Here is a 15,772-nt window from a genome sequence, read left to right as displayed (position 1 = left end):
TTACGTATGAGTCAGAAAAGAGTTTATCTCTTCGGAAATGGAAAGGCCGAAGGAAACGCAAAGATGCGTGAGGAGCTTGGCGGTAAGGGTGCTAACCTTGCTGAAATGAACCACATTGGTGTGCCTGTTCCTCCAGGTTTTACAATCACCACAGATTGTTGTAATGAGTACTATCAGGTTGGTCAGCAGAAGATTATGGAATTGCTGAACGATGACGTGATGGCTGCCGTGAAGCACATTGAAAATTTGATGAACTGTAAGTTCGGCGATGCCCAGAATCCTCTGTTGGTATCTGTTCGTTCTGGTGCCCGCGCCTCAATGCCTGGTATGATGGACACCATCCTGAACCTTGGTTTGAACGACGAGGTGGCCGAGGGTATGGCTAAGAAGACAAATAATCCTCACTTCGTGTACGACTCTTATCGTCGTTTCGTACAGATGTACGGCGATGTTGTACTCGAGATGAAGCCCGTAAATAAAACTGATATCGATCCATTCGAGGAGATTATCGAGAAGGTTAAGAAGGAGAGCGGTGTTGTTCTGGATAAGGACCTCTCTGTTGAGGACCTGAAGAAGTTGGTTAAGCTGTTCAAGGCTGCCATCAAGGAGCGCACTGGTAAGGACTTCCCCAACGATCCTATCGAGCAGCTCTGGGGTGCTATCTGCGCTGTGTTCCGTTCTTGGATGAACGAGCGCGCTATCCTGTATCGTAAGATGGAGGGAATCCCCGACGAGTGGGGTACAGCCGTATCAGTAATGGCCATGGTATTCGGTAACATGGGCGATACATCAGCTACTGGTGTATGCTTCAGCCGCGATGCTGCTAACGGTGAAAACCTGTTCAACGGTGAGTATCTGGTTAACGCTCAGGGTGAGGACGTTGTTGCCGGTATCCGCACACCACAGCAGATTACCAAGATTGGTTCTCAGCGTTGGGCTGAGCGCGCTGGTATCTCTGAGGAGGAGCGCGTTGCCAAGTATCCTTCAATGGAGGAGGCTATGCCTGAGATCTATGCCGAGCTGAATGGTATCCAGGACAAGCTGGAGCACCACTATCACGATATGCAGGATATGGAGTTCACCGTACAGGAGGGCAAGCTCTGGTTCCTCCAGACACGTAACGGTAAGCGTACTGGTGCTGCTATGGTTAAGATTGCTATCGACCTGCTGCACGAGGGTATGATCGACGAGAAGACTGCCATCCAGCGCTGCGAGCCTCAGAAGCTCGACGAGCTGTTGCACCCTGTATTCGATAAGAAGGCTCTCTCTGCTGCTAAGGTTATTGCACAGGGTCTGCCCGCTTCTCCAGGTGCTGCTTGCGGTCAGATTGTCTTCCATGCCGACGATGCTAAGGAGTGGCACGAGAATGGCCACAAGGTAGTACTCGTACGTATCGAGACCTCTCCTGAGGATCTGGCTGGTATGGCTGCTGCCGAGGGTATCCTCACCGCTCGTGGTGGTATGACATCTCACGCTGCTGTTGTGGCTCGTGGTATGGGTAAGTGCTGCGTATCAGGTGTAGGTGCTCTGAATGTAAGCTATAAGGATAAGACTGTTGAGATTGACGGTGTAACATATAAGGAGGGCGACTTCATCTCTCTGAACGGTACAACTGGTCAGGTATATGCTGGTGAGGTTCCAACCAAGGCTGCCGAGCTTTCGGGCGACTTCAAGGAGCTGATGGACCTCTGCGACAAGTACACCAAGCTGCAGGTTCGTACCAATGCTGATACTCCACACGATGCACAGGTAGCTCGCGCTTTCGGTGCTAAGGGTATCGGTCTTACACGTACCGAGCACATGTTCTTCGAGGATCAGAAGATTGTTGCTATGCGTGAGATGATTCTGGCCGACAGCGTTGCCGGACGTGAGAAGGCTCTTGCTAAGCTGCTGCCTTATCAGAAGGCCGACTTCAAGGGTATCCTCGAGGCTATGGACGGACTGCCCGTTAACATCCGTCTGCTCGATCCCCCTCTCCACGAGTTCGTTCCCCACGATCTGGCTGGTCAGCAGACCATGGCTAAGGAGATGGGCGTAAGCTTGGAGGAAATCCAGCGCCGTGTCGACTCACTCGCTGAGAACAACCCAATGCTGGGTCACCGTGGTTGCCGTCTGGGTATCACATTCCCTGAGATTACCGCTATGCAGACCAAGGCTATCCTCTCTGCAGCTTGTGAGCTGAAGAAGGAGGGTAAGAACCCAATGCCTGAGATCATGGTTCCTCTGATTGGTACTATCAACGAGCTCAAGCAGCAGAAGGAGGTTATCCAGTATGCCGCTAAGGAGGTATTCGCTGAGTATGGTATCGAGGTTGAGTTCGAGATTGGTACAATGATTGAGATTCCACGTGCTGCCCTCACAGCCGATCTGATTGCTTCAGAGGCTCAGTACTTCTCATTCGGTACTAACGACCTGACTCAGATGACCTTCGGTTACAGCCGCGACGATATCGCATCGTTCCTGCCTGTTTACCTCGATAAGAAGATTCTGAAGGTTGACCCATTCCAGGTACTCGACCAGAAGGGTGTTGGCCGTCTCATCAAGTTTGCTGTTAATGAGGGTCGTGAGGTTCGTCCTGACCTGCGTTGCGGTATCTGTGGTGAGCATGGTGGTGAGCCCAGCTCTGTGAAGTTCTGCGCTAAGATTGGCATGAACTACGCATCTTGTTCTCCATTCCGCGTGCCCATCGCCCGCCTCGCCGCCGCCCAGGCTGCTGTTGAAGAGTAATCCCTTCAATCACTATAAAAAAGAACCCCGTCAAGTTTTACCTTGGCGGGGATTTTTTGTTTGTCTTGTTTATATTAATCTTTTAAACAACCAATGGGAACCACAAATATGCCGTCTGGCCTTTGGTATGCATAAGGCCCAACTGCTGTAAGAACCATCTTAAATGAAGGCTTTTTCATTTTCGTTGTATCAATGGTGTTTGCAAGCGTATTCAATGCATCAGCACCATCGTTTATCAGCTTTTCGCCGCCAAGTTTTACCTCTATTAGTCCATATGTTCCATTACGGCGATGTAGCACGGTGTCGCACTCAAGCCCTGAAATTGTCCAAACTTTTTTTGATTTTTCGGTTGTTTGTGGTGATTTTGTTCGGTCGTTTGTGAAAGTTTGGCTCGGTTGTTTGTAATTTTGTATGGGGATTTTTATTGAAAAGTGTAGTTTTTGGGTGCTAAAACTCATTGAAAAGTGTAGTTTATTTGCACTGAGTAAAATTACTCACACCACTGAGTAAAATTTTAATTTAATTATAAATGCTTGACTATTAGGCGATTAGTGAATGTAAGTAACTACCAAAACTTGCCAAAGCCCATATCATTAGAGCAATAAGTATTAGTAAAATGATGAGCACTACGGCTGACTGTACGGCTTTACGATTTTCTTTTGAATATCACGATAGTCTGCGAGCAGGTTCCAAATGCCGTCTTCTGATAGAACTCCGCGTTTGAGGTCTGGGGGAAGTTTTCCTGCTTCATCAGCAGCAAAGTCCAATTTCCACAACTCACTACCATAGTATTTGCTGAGTTCGGCAATATCATCTTTGATAGCCTTCTGCGAATCTACAGTCCCATTCTTGATGGCAGCCAAGGCATAATTAAAACGTTGCTCCATCCACTTTATTCGCTCAATTTGTAATAGCTTGCAAATCGGGTCCTCTCTGATAATCTTTGGTGCAGACTTTCCTGCCAGTACAAGCACTTTCTTGCCATTGCGATAAATATGTAGCTGACGAGAACGGATTACGGCAGTCAGTTCTGAATCATCCTGTATGGCTATCCATAGAGAATGATATTGGCCATCCTTTTCGAATAGCTTGCGTTGCAGGTGCGAGCACATGTTTATCGTATCGATGGTTATCATACTCAATCAAACAGTTTCTTCCAAATCCACAAAAATGTTACAGCACCAACAACGCAGAAAACTTGATTTTTCGTTTCTTCATTGTATTTCCTCCAATGCTCCTGTTTCTGAGTCAATGATAAAACCACGAACCATAATGTCCTTCGGTACAAGCGGATGAGTTTTGATGGTCTCAACGGTCTTACGAACAGAGGTAGGTGTGTCTTTAAAACCTTCCAACCACTGATTGAGGTCGATCCCACACTTACGGATGGTGTCGAGTGTGTCGTCTGTCACACCACGGGCAATCATCTCGTGATGGAAATGGTCATAGCTCATATGGCAGGCTCCACAGTGAGAGTGTGCAACCACCATGATTTCCTGCACACCAAGCTCATAGATGGCGACAATCAGGCTACGCATGGCTGAGTCGAAAGCCGAGATAACCAGGCCACCTGCATTCTTGATAATCTTTGCATCACCGTTCTTCAGACCGAGAGCCGCAGGGAGCAATTCAGTCAGTCGGGTATCCATACACGACAGTACCGCCAGTTTCTTATCTGGGTACTTGTCTGTCAGATACTTTTCGTAGCCTTTTTGAGCCACAAACTCCTTATTGAAATCAATAATCTGGTCTATTATACACATAATGCCTAAATACATTTAAAACTGCTGGCAAAAATACGAATTGTTGCTGACTTTTTGCTATATTTGTGCCGATATTTATGATAGTTTTATAATCAAACCTGACCTGGTGCATGCGATGATAGGAATTCTTCCATGATATATTGCTCGATAGATGCTGCAGACATACCTGAGAAGTCGCAGACGGCCTTTCCCTGATGGATGTAGGTCATCTCGTCGCAGATGTCAGCGATGGCAGCAACGATATGTGAGGAAAGGATGACGCAACGGCCCTGGGCCTTTAGGTCCTTGAGCCACTGTCTTAGGATGATTGTTCCGGCAAGATCGATGCCGTTGAAGGGTTCGTCCATGATGACGATGTCGTTGTCCTGCAGCATCAACGTCAGAAGCATCAGGCGTTTTTTCATGCCTAAGGAGTATCTGCTGGCGTATCTCTGGAGCGGCAGGGCGAACTTCTCATTCAACTGCTCAATCTCGTCTCGGCTGATGGTCTTACCCTTGGCACGCAGACAGAACTCGATGTGTTCCATGCCTGTGACGTAAGAGTAGTAGAAGGGCGTATCGTTCATGTAACCAATCTGCTTGTTCTCGTTGACGACGACTGAACCGTCGTACGATTCGATTCCGGCAATACATCTGAACAGCGTGCTCTTGCCTGCGCCGTTCTCGCCCATGATGCCATACACCTTGCCGCCATCAAACGAGTGGCAGAAGTTGTCGATGACCGTGAGCTCACGATATTTCTTTGTTAAGTTCCTGATTTCAATCATCATTTATATTTCTTGATTACTAAATAGGCATGATAAGCCAGTATGACGGACACGATGACGGAGAGCACTAAGGCCTGTGGCACCAGTGCCGACACGCAGAAAATGACATTCAAGGCCACATACACAAGGGTTGATATGAGGTCGTTACCACTGTTGGTTCCGCCGCTTACGAAGCAAAGTATCTCTACTTGAAACAGCAGAAGACTTGCACCAAGGTAGTAGGATTCGCCTAAAAGCAACTGCGACCAACTGGGGGCAACAAGTAGCAGACATACGATAAAAGGCAGAAAGATGATGCACGCATTTCTCAGGGCAAACAGCAATTTCAGCCGGAGAAACCTCGCAGCACTCTTGTAATGAAACAGATACTCCATATGCCACTCGCGCATCATCAACAGGCTGAAGACAGAAACGGCTATCATACTGACACCGATGACCAGATGGCGGTTGCCGATGTAGGCACCAATGGCTCCTGCCGCCATGAGTGGCAAGAGTAGGGGGAGCGTGAGGCGCGCTGCCCGATGATATTCGTAACTGCCGGAGGCCAGACACGGGCATGTGGGCAGGCGCAAGGAGATGCCTCCGCAAGGCAAGAAGCACACGATCACCAATGCCAGTAGAACGATGGCTACAGCCCAAGGTGCGCTACGATAGAGGAAGAAACACAGGAAAGGGGCGGACAGAAGTGTGTATTCCGCGAAGAACAACATCTTCGTACGTCTTTCGCAAAAGATGGAGCAGAGAAACACGCTATCGCTGCGCGTGAGGTGCCAGGCCAATAGCAGGGTTACATCAACCAACACGCTATAATAGACGGGAGCCGTCCCCAATTCTTTCCATGTTATCACTCCCAATAACATAAGGAGCAACAGGGCGGAAATGGCCGCGAGTTTCAGCTCCCTAATCATCCGCCACAGGCATCTGATTCTAAGTCCCCCATATAGCCTCAATATGTCGTACATGTTATATTCTGCTTATGTCTTTTATTAGTTGTTTATTTGATGGTGCAAAGATAGGTACTCTCAAGAAAAAGATTGGTTAAGCGTATGTTATCATTATGTTATTTTGTGGCAATGAGATTTATCGAAACATCTCCCAAATCTTTTCGATTTGGGAGATGCTTATTGGTGTGGCTTGTGCCTAAGCCTATCTCAAATACGTTTTGAAAAACTCTGCCAGCTTATCCCAAGGAATCATATTCTTGGGTTGGCCCTGACCTGCCTTTTCCTCGTAGCCGCCATCGTAGAGGTCGCAGTGAGAGGCATCTGGTATGATGAGCAGTTGCTTGTTCTCGGGGTTGGGATTTGGCTCGCCAACAAATTTATAACCTTCAGCTTTGCCATCCATCATATAGTGATAGGCAGCCTCGCCAAAGTAGCGTGAATGGGCATCAGCACCATGCATCACGAGAACAGCAGAGCGGATCTCGTTGATGTAGTAGAGGAAACGGCTGTTGGCGTAGGCCTGTGTACCGATGACGCGCCAGCCGTCGTTAGAGTTGCCGGAGCGCTTGTGGTAGCCGCGTGGGGTCTTGTAATAGTCGTAGTAGTCGTGCACGAAGTTAGGCGCTTGTGGGGGAACGGTGTCCAGCACACCTCCAGCCATCGCGTTGGGGTCGGTGAGGCGTTGCTTTGAAAGGTTTTCGCGGTTTCTGTGACGCCACTGCTCGTTGTCGAAAGCATCGTTATAGTCGTTGCCACTGACACGAGTCATATCATACATCGTAGAGGCTACAGTTGCCTTGATGCGAGTGTCAGCGGCGGCAGCATTCAGTGCGATGCCACCCCAACCGCAGATACCGATAATGCCAATACGTTCGGCATCCACATTGTCCTGTTTCGACAGAAAATCGACAGCAGCCATAAAGTCCTCGGTATTGATGTCGGGCGAAGCCGTGCGGCGCGGTTCACCGCTGCTCTCACCCGTATATGAAGGGTCGAAAGCGAGTGCTACGAAACCACGCTCTGCCATCTTCATGGCATAGAGTCCGCTGCACTGCTCCTTCACGGCTCCGAAAGGACCACTCACGGCAATGGCGGACATCTTGCCCTTGGCATCCTTTGGCGTATAGAGGTCTGCTGCAAGTGTTAGGCCATACTGTGTTTTAAACGTCACCTTGCGGTGGTTCACTTTCTCGCTCAGCGGGAACACCTTGTCCCACTCCTGCGTCAATTCTAACTTCTGTTCCATATCGTTATTAATAGTTTGTTTGTTGTTACATGCTACGAGGATACTGCATATCAGTATCGTGGCGAAAAAAGACCTTTTCATTTTTCTCTACTTTCTATGTTATACTTTTTCTCCTAATTCAAATGCCTCTTGAAGTTTGGGATTACCCATTATCTCACGAGCTTCGTTCACGCCTCCACAGAATAGTGTGCCAGCCATGCGTGACTTAGGATAGCAATCCACCCATCCTTTCAGGCCTGCTTCTGCTCTCGTCGAAGTATCGTCCTCGTCTTCTGCTGCCGTTGACAGCATATAGACATCGCGGAACTGATAATCCTGTTCGTACATACCGTTCATGCGGTCTATGAGGGTCTTCATCTGACCGCTCATCTCATAATAGTAAATAGGTGTAGCCCAACATACTACATCGGCCTCCAGTACCTTTGCCATGATGCCGTTCACATCGTCGTTGATGACACAGCGGCCCAGCTTTTGGCAACCGAAGCAGCCTTTGCAAAACTGTATATTCTTACCTACAAGAGAAATCTTCTCTACTTTGTTTCCGGCAGCCTTTGCTCCTTCAACGAACTTGTCTGCTAACATGTCGCTGTTTGAGCCGTGACGCAGACTTGTGGAAATAACTATAACTTTTTTCATTGTTTTCTAATTATCTTTTTACCGTTTTGAATTATGATTCCTTTATGTCCAGCCTGAGCTAATGTGCCTTGCAGAGTATAGCATTTTTTATCTTTTAACTTTTCACTCTTAACTGTATTGATGCCTGTGGACTGTGCAAGCGACAGGGTAACACTGATGTTGCTTTCGCCTGCTTTGAGGAATGTGCGAAGCTCATTTTCTGACAGTCCGTCGATATGTCCTAAACGAGTATAGCTCCAAGAGTTTGACTCGTAGAAGATGCATATGTTGCTGCCGTTATAAAGAACGATGTCTCCGGGTAGGGCTGTCATCTGCTCGTTTTTCGTTGTCAGCGATTTGCCTAAAGAACCCCATATCTCAAAATCGTTGTCGTTGAGAGTCACTGTTATGGGCGCATCCTGCAGAGCAGCAACCAACTCGCGTGTGGCATCATTGTCCACAAGTGTCGCGCTTTGCGTTTGTCCATCGATAGTGATATAAATTTTATTCATAGTAGGTGTTTCTGCTTTCGCTTCGTTGTCTGCAGAACAGCTGCAGAATAGCATGGCGGCTAAAAATAATAAATACTTATGCATCGTTATCTCTGCTTTTTGAATATCAGTTTCATCGTCTCTGGGTCGAGCGGCTTCATGGTAGGCAGTTTCAAGTCTTTCACCATGTGGAGTGTGCCCTGCTTGTACTTCTGGAAGTGGTCGGTCTTGAGATGCTGCTGATAGGCTTCATCGGAGGCATAGATTTCGAGGATGCGAATCTGGCATGAGTCTTCGGCACTCTGCATGGGATACAGGCAGATGACACCAGGCTCGCGCTCTATACTCAGGCGATCCACCTCGTTGGCAAAAGCTAAGTATTCCTGCAAATACTGCGGATAGACCTCAATCTCAGCAATGCGGACAATCACACCCTGAGCAATTGCTGTTGTAGCTAAAGTCATTGAGATAATCGTTATCTTCAATCTCTTCATTTCAGATTCTCTTTATAGAAATTACTTTCATATTATTTTTGACTATTTGCCTTGATGAGATCAGCTAAGCTGACATTCGGATTACGATATCGTGCATTCCTGTTTGCCTCTTCGGGTTCAGGAGGCGTGGGAATGATTGAAATTGCTTTCTTCGGGCAGTTGTGAACACATGCCAGACAATTTTCGCATTCCCCATTGGCAACCGAATGACCATCAATCACTTTCCAGGAGCCATGCGGACAAACCGAAGTACAAACTCCACATCCGATGCAGTCATCCGTGGCAAAGACAATCTTCTCCGATCTTGTCACAGTCGGGCGCTGGCGGTCGCGTCCCGACATGCGGTAATATCCGTCACATATCATCCTGTCCTGCTCTGTAACCTCCTGAATATAGTTTTCGCGATTGTTGATAGAAGCAAGAACTGTGGCAACTCTTTCGGGAATACGCTGAAGCTTGGGGTCGGCCAATTCCCTTTCCATGTTGAAATACGGCAGGTAAGTATCGACCATCTGGATGGTGGAGATATAATTCATCTGAAAACCGTGCTTCTTGGCAAGGTCATCAACGAACTCTGGGAATATCGTGCTATGGGCTCCATAAGTGCCCACTGTAAAGAAATAATCGGCCTTGAAAGATGAACGAGCAATGAAATCCTGGACAATGGCAGGAGGAATGAAACAGTAGACGGGACACACGAATCCTATTTCTTCTGCCTCATAATCAGGATGCTCGTTGTGAATTTCCTGTGAGATGCTCAGCAAGGTCGCTTCATCTCCGCCCAACTGCCTGGCTATATAAAGGCTATTGCCGGTTGCAGAGAAATAGAAGATCAGACGTTTGGTCTTCTTCTCATTTTCCTTTGGGGACTTTCCAAACGACGGAAGCGTCGGAACGCAGGCTGCAAGCATTCCAAGGCCCATGACCTTGAGTGCTTTTCTTCGACTGATAGGTTTGTTGATGTTCATAGGATAACTGTTTTAAGTTTCTGGGTGCAAAGGTACACATTATATATTATATAGCTATTACACAAATTGGCTGATTATATACCAATTTCGCAGAAAGTGCTAAAAAACCATTAAATTTCTACCATTATTAGATTATTTTGTGTATCTTTGTTCCCGATATGAGGAATATTTTGAAGGTTGATTGTCCTAACGACTATGCTCGTTTTGTGGATGCACCAGTGTTGCACCCATTAATTAGCATCATCCATTACGACGAGCTGGCACCCTTCCGTCATAGCCTGAACAACTATGGCGTGTATGGACTGTTTATCCAGCGACAGTTTCCCAATACGCTCTCTTACGGTATGAAGACGCTGCAGGTAAGCGATGCCTCCATCATAGCTGTAGAACCAGGACAGATAGGCGGATTGGAAGACAACGGCGAACGTATCTCGTTGTGTGGTTGGGTATTGCTGTGGTCGCCTGAACTGTTGCACGGCACTGAACTGGAACGCCAGATAGACCGCTATCAGTTCTTCTCGTATTTCTTTGATGGTTCGCTGCGCATGGAGCCCGACGAATGGCTCAGCATCACGCAGTTGGTGGCACAGATGCGACAAGAGTTGCAGACGCACGAGGATTCACCTTCACTCCGAAGCGTGCTGCTGGCTTATCTGCGCCTGATACTGGAATACTGTAATCGTATCTATCAGCGCCAGCTTTTCGAAGAGGACAGGGGAGAGGCTGACCTGCTGAAGCGCTTTCACAACTTGCTTCAAACCTATTTTCGTGAGAACCGTCAGCTGATGCAGGGTTTGCCTACCGTCGCTTGGTGCGCTTCCGAACTGGCCTATTCGCCTCGTTATTTTGGCGACATCGTCCACAAGGCCACTGGTGGCACGGCTATCGGTTACATACATAATTATATAATCAATCAGGCGAAAAGTCTGTTGATGCAGGGTCACAACATCAGCGAGACCTCCCGCCTGCTCGGATTCGATTTCCCCCACCATTTTACTCGTCTCTTCAAGCGCATCACGGGGCTTACTCCCAGCGAGTTCTTAGGGAAAAATCAACTGTAGTTTTTATACTCTCCAGGTGTCATCCCCGTGAGACGGCGGAAATACTTGGAGAAGAACGAGGGGTTGGCAAAGTGCATCTCCTCAGCTATCTGCGCCGAGGATTTGTCCGTGTGGCGCAGTTCTATTTTGATGCGGGTGATGAGGGCACGGTCTATCCAGTCCTTGGCGGTTGTGCCACTGGTTTGACGGATGACGGTGGTCAGGTAGCGCTCGGTGAGGCACATACGTTCGGCATAGTAGCCTATTTGGTGATGCTCGGCACAATGCTGGGTGACCAGTTGGAGGAAACGGTCGAAGATAGTCTGCTCGCGCGATTGTGAGTGAATAGCCCGGTCAGCTTGTCTGCGATAGCATCCGTCGTAATGTTGCATTAATGCAGCCACAAGTGCGCTGGCTGTGGGATGATGGTATTCGGGCTGATGCACCATCTTCCAAAGCGTTTCGATGATGTCGAGTGCCGTCTGCTGGTCGCTCTCGCTGGAGGGTATTTGGAAGTCGCGCACCTGTCCGTTGAAGGCCGACGGCATCTGTCCTGGGGCAAAAGGCATAGAAAACTGGTTGAAAAGTATCACGCCACGAATTTCAAAGTTGTTCGAGAACTGATGAGGAATGATGATTGTGCCAGGCCCCAGATAGGCCAATGTACCTGCAGTGAGGTGGCGGTCTTGCAGGTTAAAGTTGATGCAGGCCTCGCCATTCAGAATAACACCCAGTCGGTGGTCGTTGATAATGAATGGTGGCTTCTGCTTCATAATGAGTTTGAACACCGTCGAATCTCCATGCACGATGCCAAGCTCATTATCTAAATACACTTGTTGGCGTAACTTCTGCAGATCAGGAGCTAATATGCTCTGCATCTGCGAACGGTCCATCAGTTGCGGTTGTCTGTTCATAATCAGTCCTTTTTGCTGGCAAAGATAATCATTTTCCGCGAAAAAATGCTCTATTTTTGTGCAAATCGAACAAAAAGAACATTTTTGCATTCCTGCGGATAACGCCACGATGAAAAAAACATCGTACTTTTGCACCCGGAATTCAATGATAAAAAAGATATGAAGAAATTAGTTTTAAGTTTGACGATGCTACCAATGTTGGCGATAGGACAGACGTTGGACGATTGTCAGCAGGCTGCAGAGAAGAATTACCCGTTGATACAGCAGTATGGTCTCATCGAGAAGACCACCCAGCTGACGGTGGCCAACATCCAGAAGGGGTGGCTACCGCAAGTGTCGGCTCAGGCACAGGCCACGTATCAGAGTGATGTGACGGCGTGGCCCAGTGAGATGAAAGCGATGATGAGCGGTATGGGCATCGATATGAGAGGACTGACGAAGGATCAGTACCGAGTGGGTATCGATGTGCAGCAGACAATCTACGATGGTGGCGTCATAGGCAGTCAGAAGCGTATAGCCCGTGAACAGGGCAAGGTGCAGGCGGCACAGAACGAAGTCAATATTTATAATGTTCGCAAGCGTGTGAATGAGATGTATTTCGGGCTGTTGCTGATTGACGAACAAATCAAGTTGAACACTGACCTGCAGACATTGTTGGCAGGCAACGAACGCAAACTGGAGTCGATGACCAAGCGCGGAACGGCAGCCGAGAGCGACCTGCAGAGTGTGAAGGCAGAGCGACTGAATGCGGTGCAGAAAGCCACCGAACTGGCATCGCAGAAGCAGATGTTACAGCGCATGCTGAGTACATTCTGCGGCATAGAGATAAATAACATACAAAAACCACAAGTGAAGGCTGATGGCAGAAATCTGGCGACAGGAAACCAGAGACCAGAACTGAAGGTGCTGGATGCACAGATAAGTGTGCTGAATGCTCAGGAGAAGGCACTCAACGCAGCACTGATGCCGAAGGTGGGTGTGTTTGCTCAGGGATTCTATGGTTATCCAGGTCTGAATATGTTTGAGGACATGATGCGCCATAAATGGAGCTGGAACGGCATCATCGGTGCACGTATTTCATGGAATATCGGTGCCCTCTATACCCGCAAGAACGACAAGGCAAAACTGCAGTTGCAGCGTGATATGACGGAGAACAGTCGTGAGGTGTTCCTCTTCAATAATAACCTGGAACAGATTCAGCAGAACGAGAATATAGAGCGCTACCAGAAACTGATGGCCCACGATGGGGAGATTATCTCGTTGCGTTCTGCTGTAAGAAAAGCGGCAGAATCGAAACTGGCTCATGGCATCATCGACGTGAACGATCTGGTGCGCGAGATCAATCAGGAGCATGCGGCTTGCGTACAACAGTCGGTACACGAGATTGAAATGCTGAAAGAGATATACGATAACAAATACACGACAAATAATTAAGCATATGAAAAAGATATATGTATTGGCAAGTGCAGCACTGATAATGGCAGCCTGCGGAGGAAACGAGAAGGAGTATGATGCAACAGGTACGTTCGAGGCTACTGAGACGACCGTGTTCGCAGAACAGAGTGGGGCATTGCTGTCGTTTGATGTGAACGAAGGTGACATGATTGAGGCAGCTCGTCAGGTAGGGCTTATTGACACCACACAGACGTGGCTGAAGATCCAGCAGACGGATGCCACGAAGGCGGTTTATCAGAGTCAGAAGCCCGATATGGAACGCCAGATAGCAGCTACGCGCCAGCAGTTGGCTAAGGCTCAGCAAGACGAGCAGCGCTACCGTGAGTTGGTGGCTGACGGGGCAGCTCCCTCGAAGATGCTCGACGATGCCACGAGTCAGGTGAAGGTGCTGCAGAAACAACTGGATGCGCAGATATCATCGCTGAACACCAGCACGCAAGCCCTCGACAAGCAGACTGCTGCTGCCGATGTGCAGAAGGCACAGTTGCAGGATATGTTACGAAAGTGTCACATCCTATCTCCCATAAAGGGTACTGTGCTCGAGAAATATGTGGAGCGTGGTGAATTTGTGAGTGTGGGTAAACCGTTGTTTAAGATAGCCGATACTGAGTCCATGCACCTGCGTGCCTACGTCACTTCTGCCCAGTTGCAGAACATCAAGATTGGTCAACAGGTAAAGGTATTTGCCGACTACGGTGATGGTCAACGCAAAGAGTATGCAGGCACCATCAGTTGGATATCCTCTCGTTCGGAGTTTACACCCAAAACTATCCTCACTGACGATGAGCGTGCCGATCTGGTGTATGCCGTCAAGGTGGCTATCAAAAACGACGGATTCGTGAAGATTGGTATGTACGGCGAGTTGAAGCTATGAACGCAATAGAGGTAAAGAATATCAGTAAGTCGTACGGACGGGTACAGGCACTCAGCGATGTGTCGTTTTCTGTCAGCAAGGGTGAGGTCTTCGGACTGATAGGCCCCGATGGTGCTGGCAAGACATCGATGTTTCGCATCCTCTGTTCGCTGTTGTTGCCCGATGCAGGCACGGCGACAGTAGATGGCTACGATGTGGTAAAGCAGATGCGCGAGGTGCGCAGCAGGGTAGGCTATATGCCGGGCAAGTTCTCGCTCTATCAAGACCTTACCATCGAGGAGAACCTACATTTCTTTGCTACCCTTTTTGGCACTACCGTTGATGAAGGCTATGATACTATCAAGGCCATCTACTCGCAGATAGAACGCTTTAAAGACCGCAAGGCAGGTGCCCTCTCTGGCGGCATGAAGCAGAAACTGGCCCTTTCGTGTGCATTGGTCCACCAACCCAGCGTGCTCTTCCTTGACGAGCCCACTACGGGTGTTGATCCCGTGAGTCGTAAGGAGTTGTGGGAGATGCTACTGTCGCTGAAGGAAAGTGGTATCACCATTGTGGCTTCAACGCCTTATCTCGATGAGGTACGCTGTTGTGAGCGCGTCGCTTTTCTTGACCAAGGAAAGGTGCGCGGCATCGGCACTCCCGATGATATTCTCACCCAGTTTGCCAGTATCTTTAACCCGCCAGGAATTGATCACGAGAAGATTGCAGAAGTGAAAGAAGATAACGTCATCGAAGTAGAACATCTGGTTAAAGCTTTTGGCTCGTTCCATGCTGTTGACGACATCTCGTTCAGCGTAAAGAGGGGCGAGATATTCGGATTCCTGGGTGCCAACGGTGCCGGCAAGACGACGGCTATGCATATGCTGACAGGCCTGAACCAGCCCACCAGCGGAACGGGTAGGGTGGTAGGCTTTGACATCCGCACGGAATATGAGCAGATAAAGAAGCATATCGGTTATATGTCGCAGCGGTTCTCGCTCTACGAAGACTTGACTGTTGCCGAGAATATTCGTCTCTTTGCTGGTATCTACGGCATGAAACCCGACGAGGTGAAGCGTAAGATGGACGAGGTGCTGCGGCAGTTGAAGTTTGAAGACCACAAGGACGATTTGGTGGGTTCGTTGCCCTTAGGTTGGAAGCAGAAGCTGGCCTTCTCAGTCTCGATATTCCACGACCCAGGTGTGGTGTTCCTCGACGAACCTACGGGTGGCGTAGATCCCGCTACGCGTCGTCAGTTCTGGGAACTTATCTACGACGCAGCCCGTCGTGGCATCACCGTCTTTGTAACCACCCATTATATGGACGAGGCGGAGTATTGTGACCGCATCTCAATCATGGTGGACGGCAAGATCAGTGCACTGGGTACACCAGACGAACTGAAACAACGTTTCCACCAACCCGATATGGATCACGTGTTTACCTATCTGGCCCGCCAGGCCACACGATCTTCTGATTAATGGTCAATGTTCAATGG

Annotated in this window: 15 protein-coding genes and 2 pseudogenes; 5 read left to right on the top strand and 12 right to left on the bottom strand. The window is 48.6% G+C overall.

The features are described from left to right. The first annotated feature begins 6 nt into the window (after window positions 1-6). Window positions 7-2,727, top strand: coding sequence for a pyruvate, phosphate dikinase (gene ppdK, locus BLR73_RS04390; RefSeq protein ID WP_091859319.1), 2,721 nt, complete (start codon window positions 7-9; stop codon window positions 2,725-2,727). Between the two features lie 74 nt (window positions 2,728-2,801). Here the strand turns inward: ppdK and BLR73_RS14550 are convergent. The 11 genes and pseudogenes from BLR73_RS14550 to BLR73_RS04340 form a co-directional block, all read right to left on the bottom strand. Continuing rightward, window positions 2,802-3,047, bottom strand: a pseudogene (locus tag BLR73_RS14550) (AAA family ATPase); the annotation flags it as partial. A 306-nt stretch (window positions 3,048-3,353) separates the two neighbouring features. Beyond that, window positions 3,354-3,614, bottom strand: coding sequence for a DUF4298 domain-containing protein (locus tag BLR73_RS14545; protein WP_233456497.1), 261 nt, complete (start codon window positions 3,612-3,614; stop codon window positions 3,354-3,356). Window positions 3,615-3,635: 21 nt separating this feature from the next. Next, window positions 3,636-3,860, bottom strand: a pseudogene (locus BLR73_RS14540) (hypothetical protein); the annotation flags it as partial. Between the two features lie 81 nt (window positions 3,861-3,941). Beyond that, a complete protein-coding gene (locus BLR73_RS04375) occupies window positions 3,942-4,484 on the bottom strand; it encodes a beta-class carbonic anhydrase (RefSeq protein ID WP_091860122.1) in 543 nt (180 codons plus the stop codon). Between the two features lie 98 nt (window positions 4,485-4,582). Next, the gene (locus BLR73_RS04370) at window positions 4,583-5,257 is read right to left on the bottom strand and encodes an ABC transporter ATP-binding protein (RefSeq protein ID WP_255397352.1); all 675 of its coding nucleotides are present in this window, start codon (window positions 5,255-5,257) and stop codon (window positions 4,583-4,585) included. Further along, window positions 5,257-5,739 (bottom strand): hypothetical protein, encoded by a 483-nt coding sequence (locus BLR73_RS14130; RefSeq protein ID WP_143010878.1) that lies wholly within the window; start codon window positions 5,737-5,739, stop codon window positions 5,257-5,259. Before BLR73_RS14130 ends, BLR73_RS04370 begins: the two co-directional genes overlap by 1 nt. Window positions 5,740-6,403: 664 nt before the next feature. Continuing rightward, on the bottom strand, window positions 6,404-7,528 hold the full coding sequence (locus BLR73_RS04360) for an alpha/beta hydrolase (protein ID WP_176763609.1): 1,125 nt from the start codon (window positions 7,526-7,528) through the stop codon (window positions 6,404-6,406). Window positions 7,529-7,546: 18 nt separating this feature from the next. Beyond that, a complete protein-coding gene (locus BLR73_RS04355; RefSeq protein ID WP_091859308.1) occupies window positions 7,547-8,083 on the bottom strand; it encodes a flavodoxin family protein in 537 nt (178 codons plus the stop codon). Next, entirely contained in the window at window positions 8,080-8,658 is a 579-nt protein-coding gene (locus BLR73_RS04350) for a cyclophilin-like fold protein (protein ID WP_091859305.1), read from the bottom strand. Before BLR73_RS04350 ends, BLR73_RS04355 begins: the two co-directional genes overlap by 4 nt. A 2-nt stretch (window positions 8,659-8,660) precedes the next feature. Beyond that, complete coding sequence (locus BLR73_RS04345) at window positions 8,661-9,047, bottom strand: putative quinol monooxygenase (RefSeq protein ID WP_233456414.1); 387 nt, start codon at window positions 9,045-9,047, stop codon at window positions 8,661-8,663. Between the two features lie 32 nt (window positions 9,048-9,079). After that, window positions 9,080-10,015 carry an EFR1 family ferrodoxin gene (locus BLR73_RS04340; RefSeq protein ID WP_091859302.1) on the bottom strand — a complete coding sequence of 312 codons (936 nt, stop codon included), beginning with the start codon at window positions 10,013-10,015 and terminating at the stop codon, window positions 9,080-9,082. A 158-nt stretch (window positions 10,016-10,173) separates the two neighbouring features. On the opposite strand from BLR73_RS04340, the gene BLR73_RS04335 reads away from it, so the two are divergent. After that, the gene (locus tag BLR73_RS04335; RefSeq protein WP_013064225.1) at window positions 10,174-11,076 is read left to right on the top strand and encodes a helix-turn-helix transcriptional regulator; all 903 of its coding nucleotides are present in this window, start codon (window positions 10,174-10,176) and stop codon (window positions 11,074-11,076) included. Here BLR73_RS04335 and BLR73_RS04330 read toward each other — a convergent pair. After that, window positions 11,067-11,969 carry a helix-turn-helix domain-containing protein gene (locus tag BLR73_RS04330; RefSeq protein ID WP_176763608.1) on the bottom strand — a complete coding sequence of 301 codons (903 nt, stop codon included), beginning with the start codon at window positions 11,967-11,969 and terminating at the stop codon, window positions 11,067-11,069. The genes BLR73_RS04335 and BLR73_RS04330 overlap by 10 nt on opposite strands. Window positions 11,970-12,128: 159 nt before the next feature. Here BLR73_RS04330 and BLR73_RS04325 point away from each other — a divergent pair, with 159 nt between their 5' ends. From BLR73_RS04325 to BLR73_RS04315, 3 genes are read left to right on the top strand one after another with little or no spacing between them, the layout of a single operon-like run. Then, entirely contained in the window at window positions 12,129-13,403 is a 1,275-nt protein-coding gene (locus BLR73_RS04325) for a TolC family protein (protein WP_091859297.1), read from the top strand. Window positions 13,404-13,407: 4 nt separating this feature from the next. Further along, window positions 13,408-14,298 (top strand): HlyD family secretion protein, encoded by an 891-nt coding sequence (locus BLR73_RS04320; RefSeq protein WP_091859294.1) that lies wholly within the window; start codon window positions 13,408-13,410, stop codon window positions 14,296-14,298. After that, a complete protein-coding gene (locus BLR73_RS04315; RefSeq protein ID WP_091859291.1) occupies window positions 14,295-15,755 on the top strand; it encodes an ATP-binding cassette domain-containing protein in 1,461 nt (486 codons plus the stop codon). Before BLR73_RS04320 ends, BLR73_RS04315 begins: the two co-directional genes overlap by 4 nt. Window positions 15,756-15,772 lie beyond the last annotated feature (17 nt).

Source organism: Prevotella sp. khp1, from assembly GCF_900102205.1.
Classification (GTDB): Bacteria; Bacteroidota; Bacteroidia; order Bacteroidales; family Bacteroidaceae; genus Prevotella; species Prevotella ruminicola.
The sequence above is the reverse complement of the archived record's forward strand: the minus strand, read 5'-3'. Positions and strand labels throughout refer to the sequence as shown.

Coding starts and splice junctions, on each gene's coding strand:
- BLR73_RS04360 (WP_176763609.1), bottom strand. CDS start 7,528: ATGAAAAGGTCTTTTTTCGCCACGATACTGATATGCAGTATCCTCGTA.
- BLR73_RS04315 (WP_091859291.1), top strand. CDS start 14,295: ATGAACGCAATAGAGGTAAAGAATATCAGTAAGTCGTACGGACGGGTA.
- BLR73_RS04355 (WP_091859308.1), bottom strand. CDS start 8,083: ATGAAAAAAGTTATAGTTATTTCCACAAGTCTGCGTCACGGCTCAAAC.
- BLR73_RS04345 (WP_233456414.1), bottom strand. CDS start 9,047: ATGAAGAGATTGAAGATAACGATTATCTCAATGACTTTAGCTACAACA.
- BLR73_RS04370 (WP_255397352.1), bottom strand. CDS start 5,257: ATGATTGAAATCAGGAACTTAACAAAGAAATATCGTGAGCTCACGGTC.
- BLR73_RS04325 (WP_091859297.1), top strand. CDS start 12,129: ATGAAGAAATTAGTTTTAAGTTTGACGATGCTACCAATGTTGGCGATA.
- BLR73_RS14545 (WP_233456497.1), bottom strand. CDS start 3,614: ATGGAGCAACGTTTTAATTATGCCTTGGCTGCCATCAAGAATGGGACT.
- BLR73_RS04320 (WP_091859294.1), top strand. CDS start 13,408: ATGAAAAAGATATATGTATTGGCAAGTGCAGCACTGATAATGGCAGCC.
- BLR73_RS14130 (WP_143010878.1), bottom strand. CDS start 5,739: ATGGCGGCAGGAGCCATTGGTGCCTACATCGGCAACCGCCATCTGGTC.
- BLR73_RS04350 (WP_091859305.1), bottom strand. CDS start 8,658: ATGCATAAGTATTTATTATTTTTAGCCGCCATGCTATTCTGCAGCTGT.
- BLR73_RS04330 (WP_176763608.1), bottom strand. CDS start 11,969: ATGAACAGACAACCGCAACTGATGGACCGTTCGCAGATGCAGAGCATA.
- BLR73_RS04335 (WP_013064225.1), top strand. CDS start 10,174: ATGAGGAATATTTTGAAGGTTGATTGTCCTAACGACTATGCTCGTTTT.
- ppdK (WP_091859319.1), top strand. CDS start 7: ATGAGTCAGAAAAGAGTTTATCTCTTCGGAAATGGAAAGGCCGAAGGA.
- BLR73_RS04340 (WP_091859302.1), bottom strand. CDS start 10,015: ATGAACATCAACAAACCTATCAGTCGAAGAAAAGCACTCAAGGTCATG.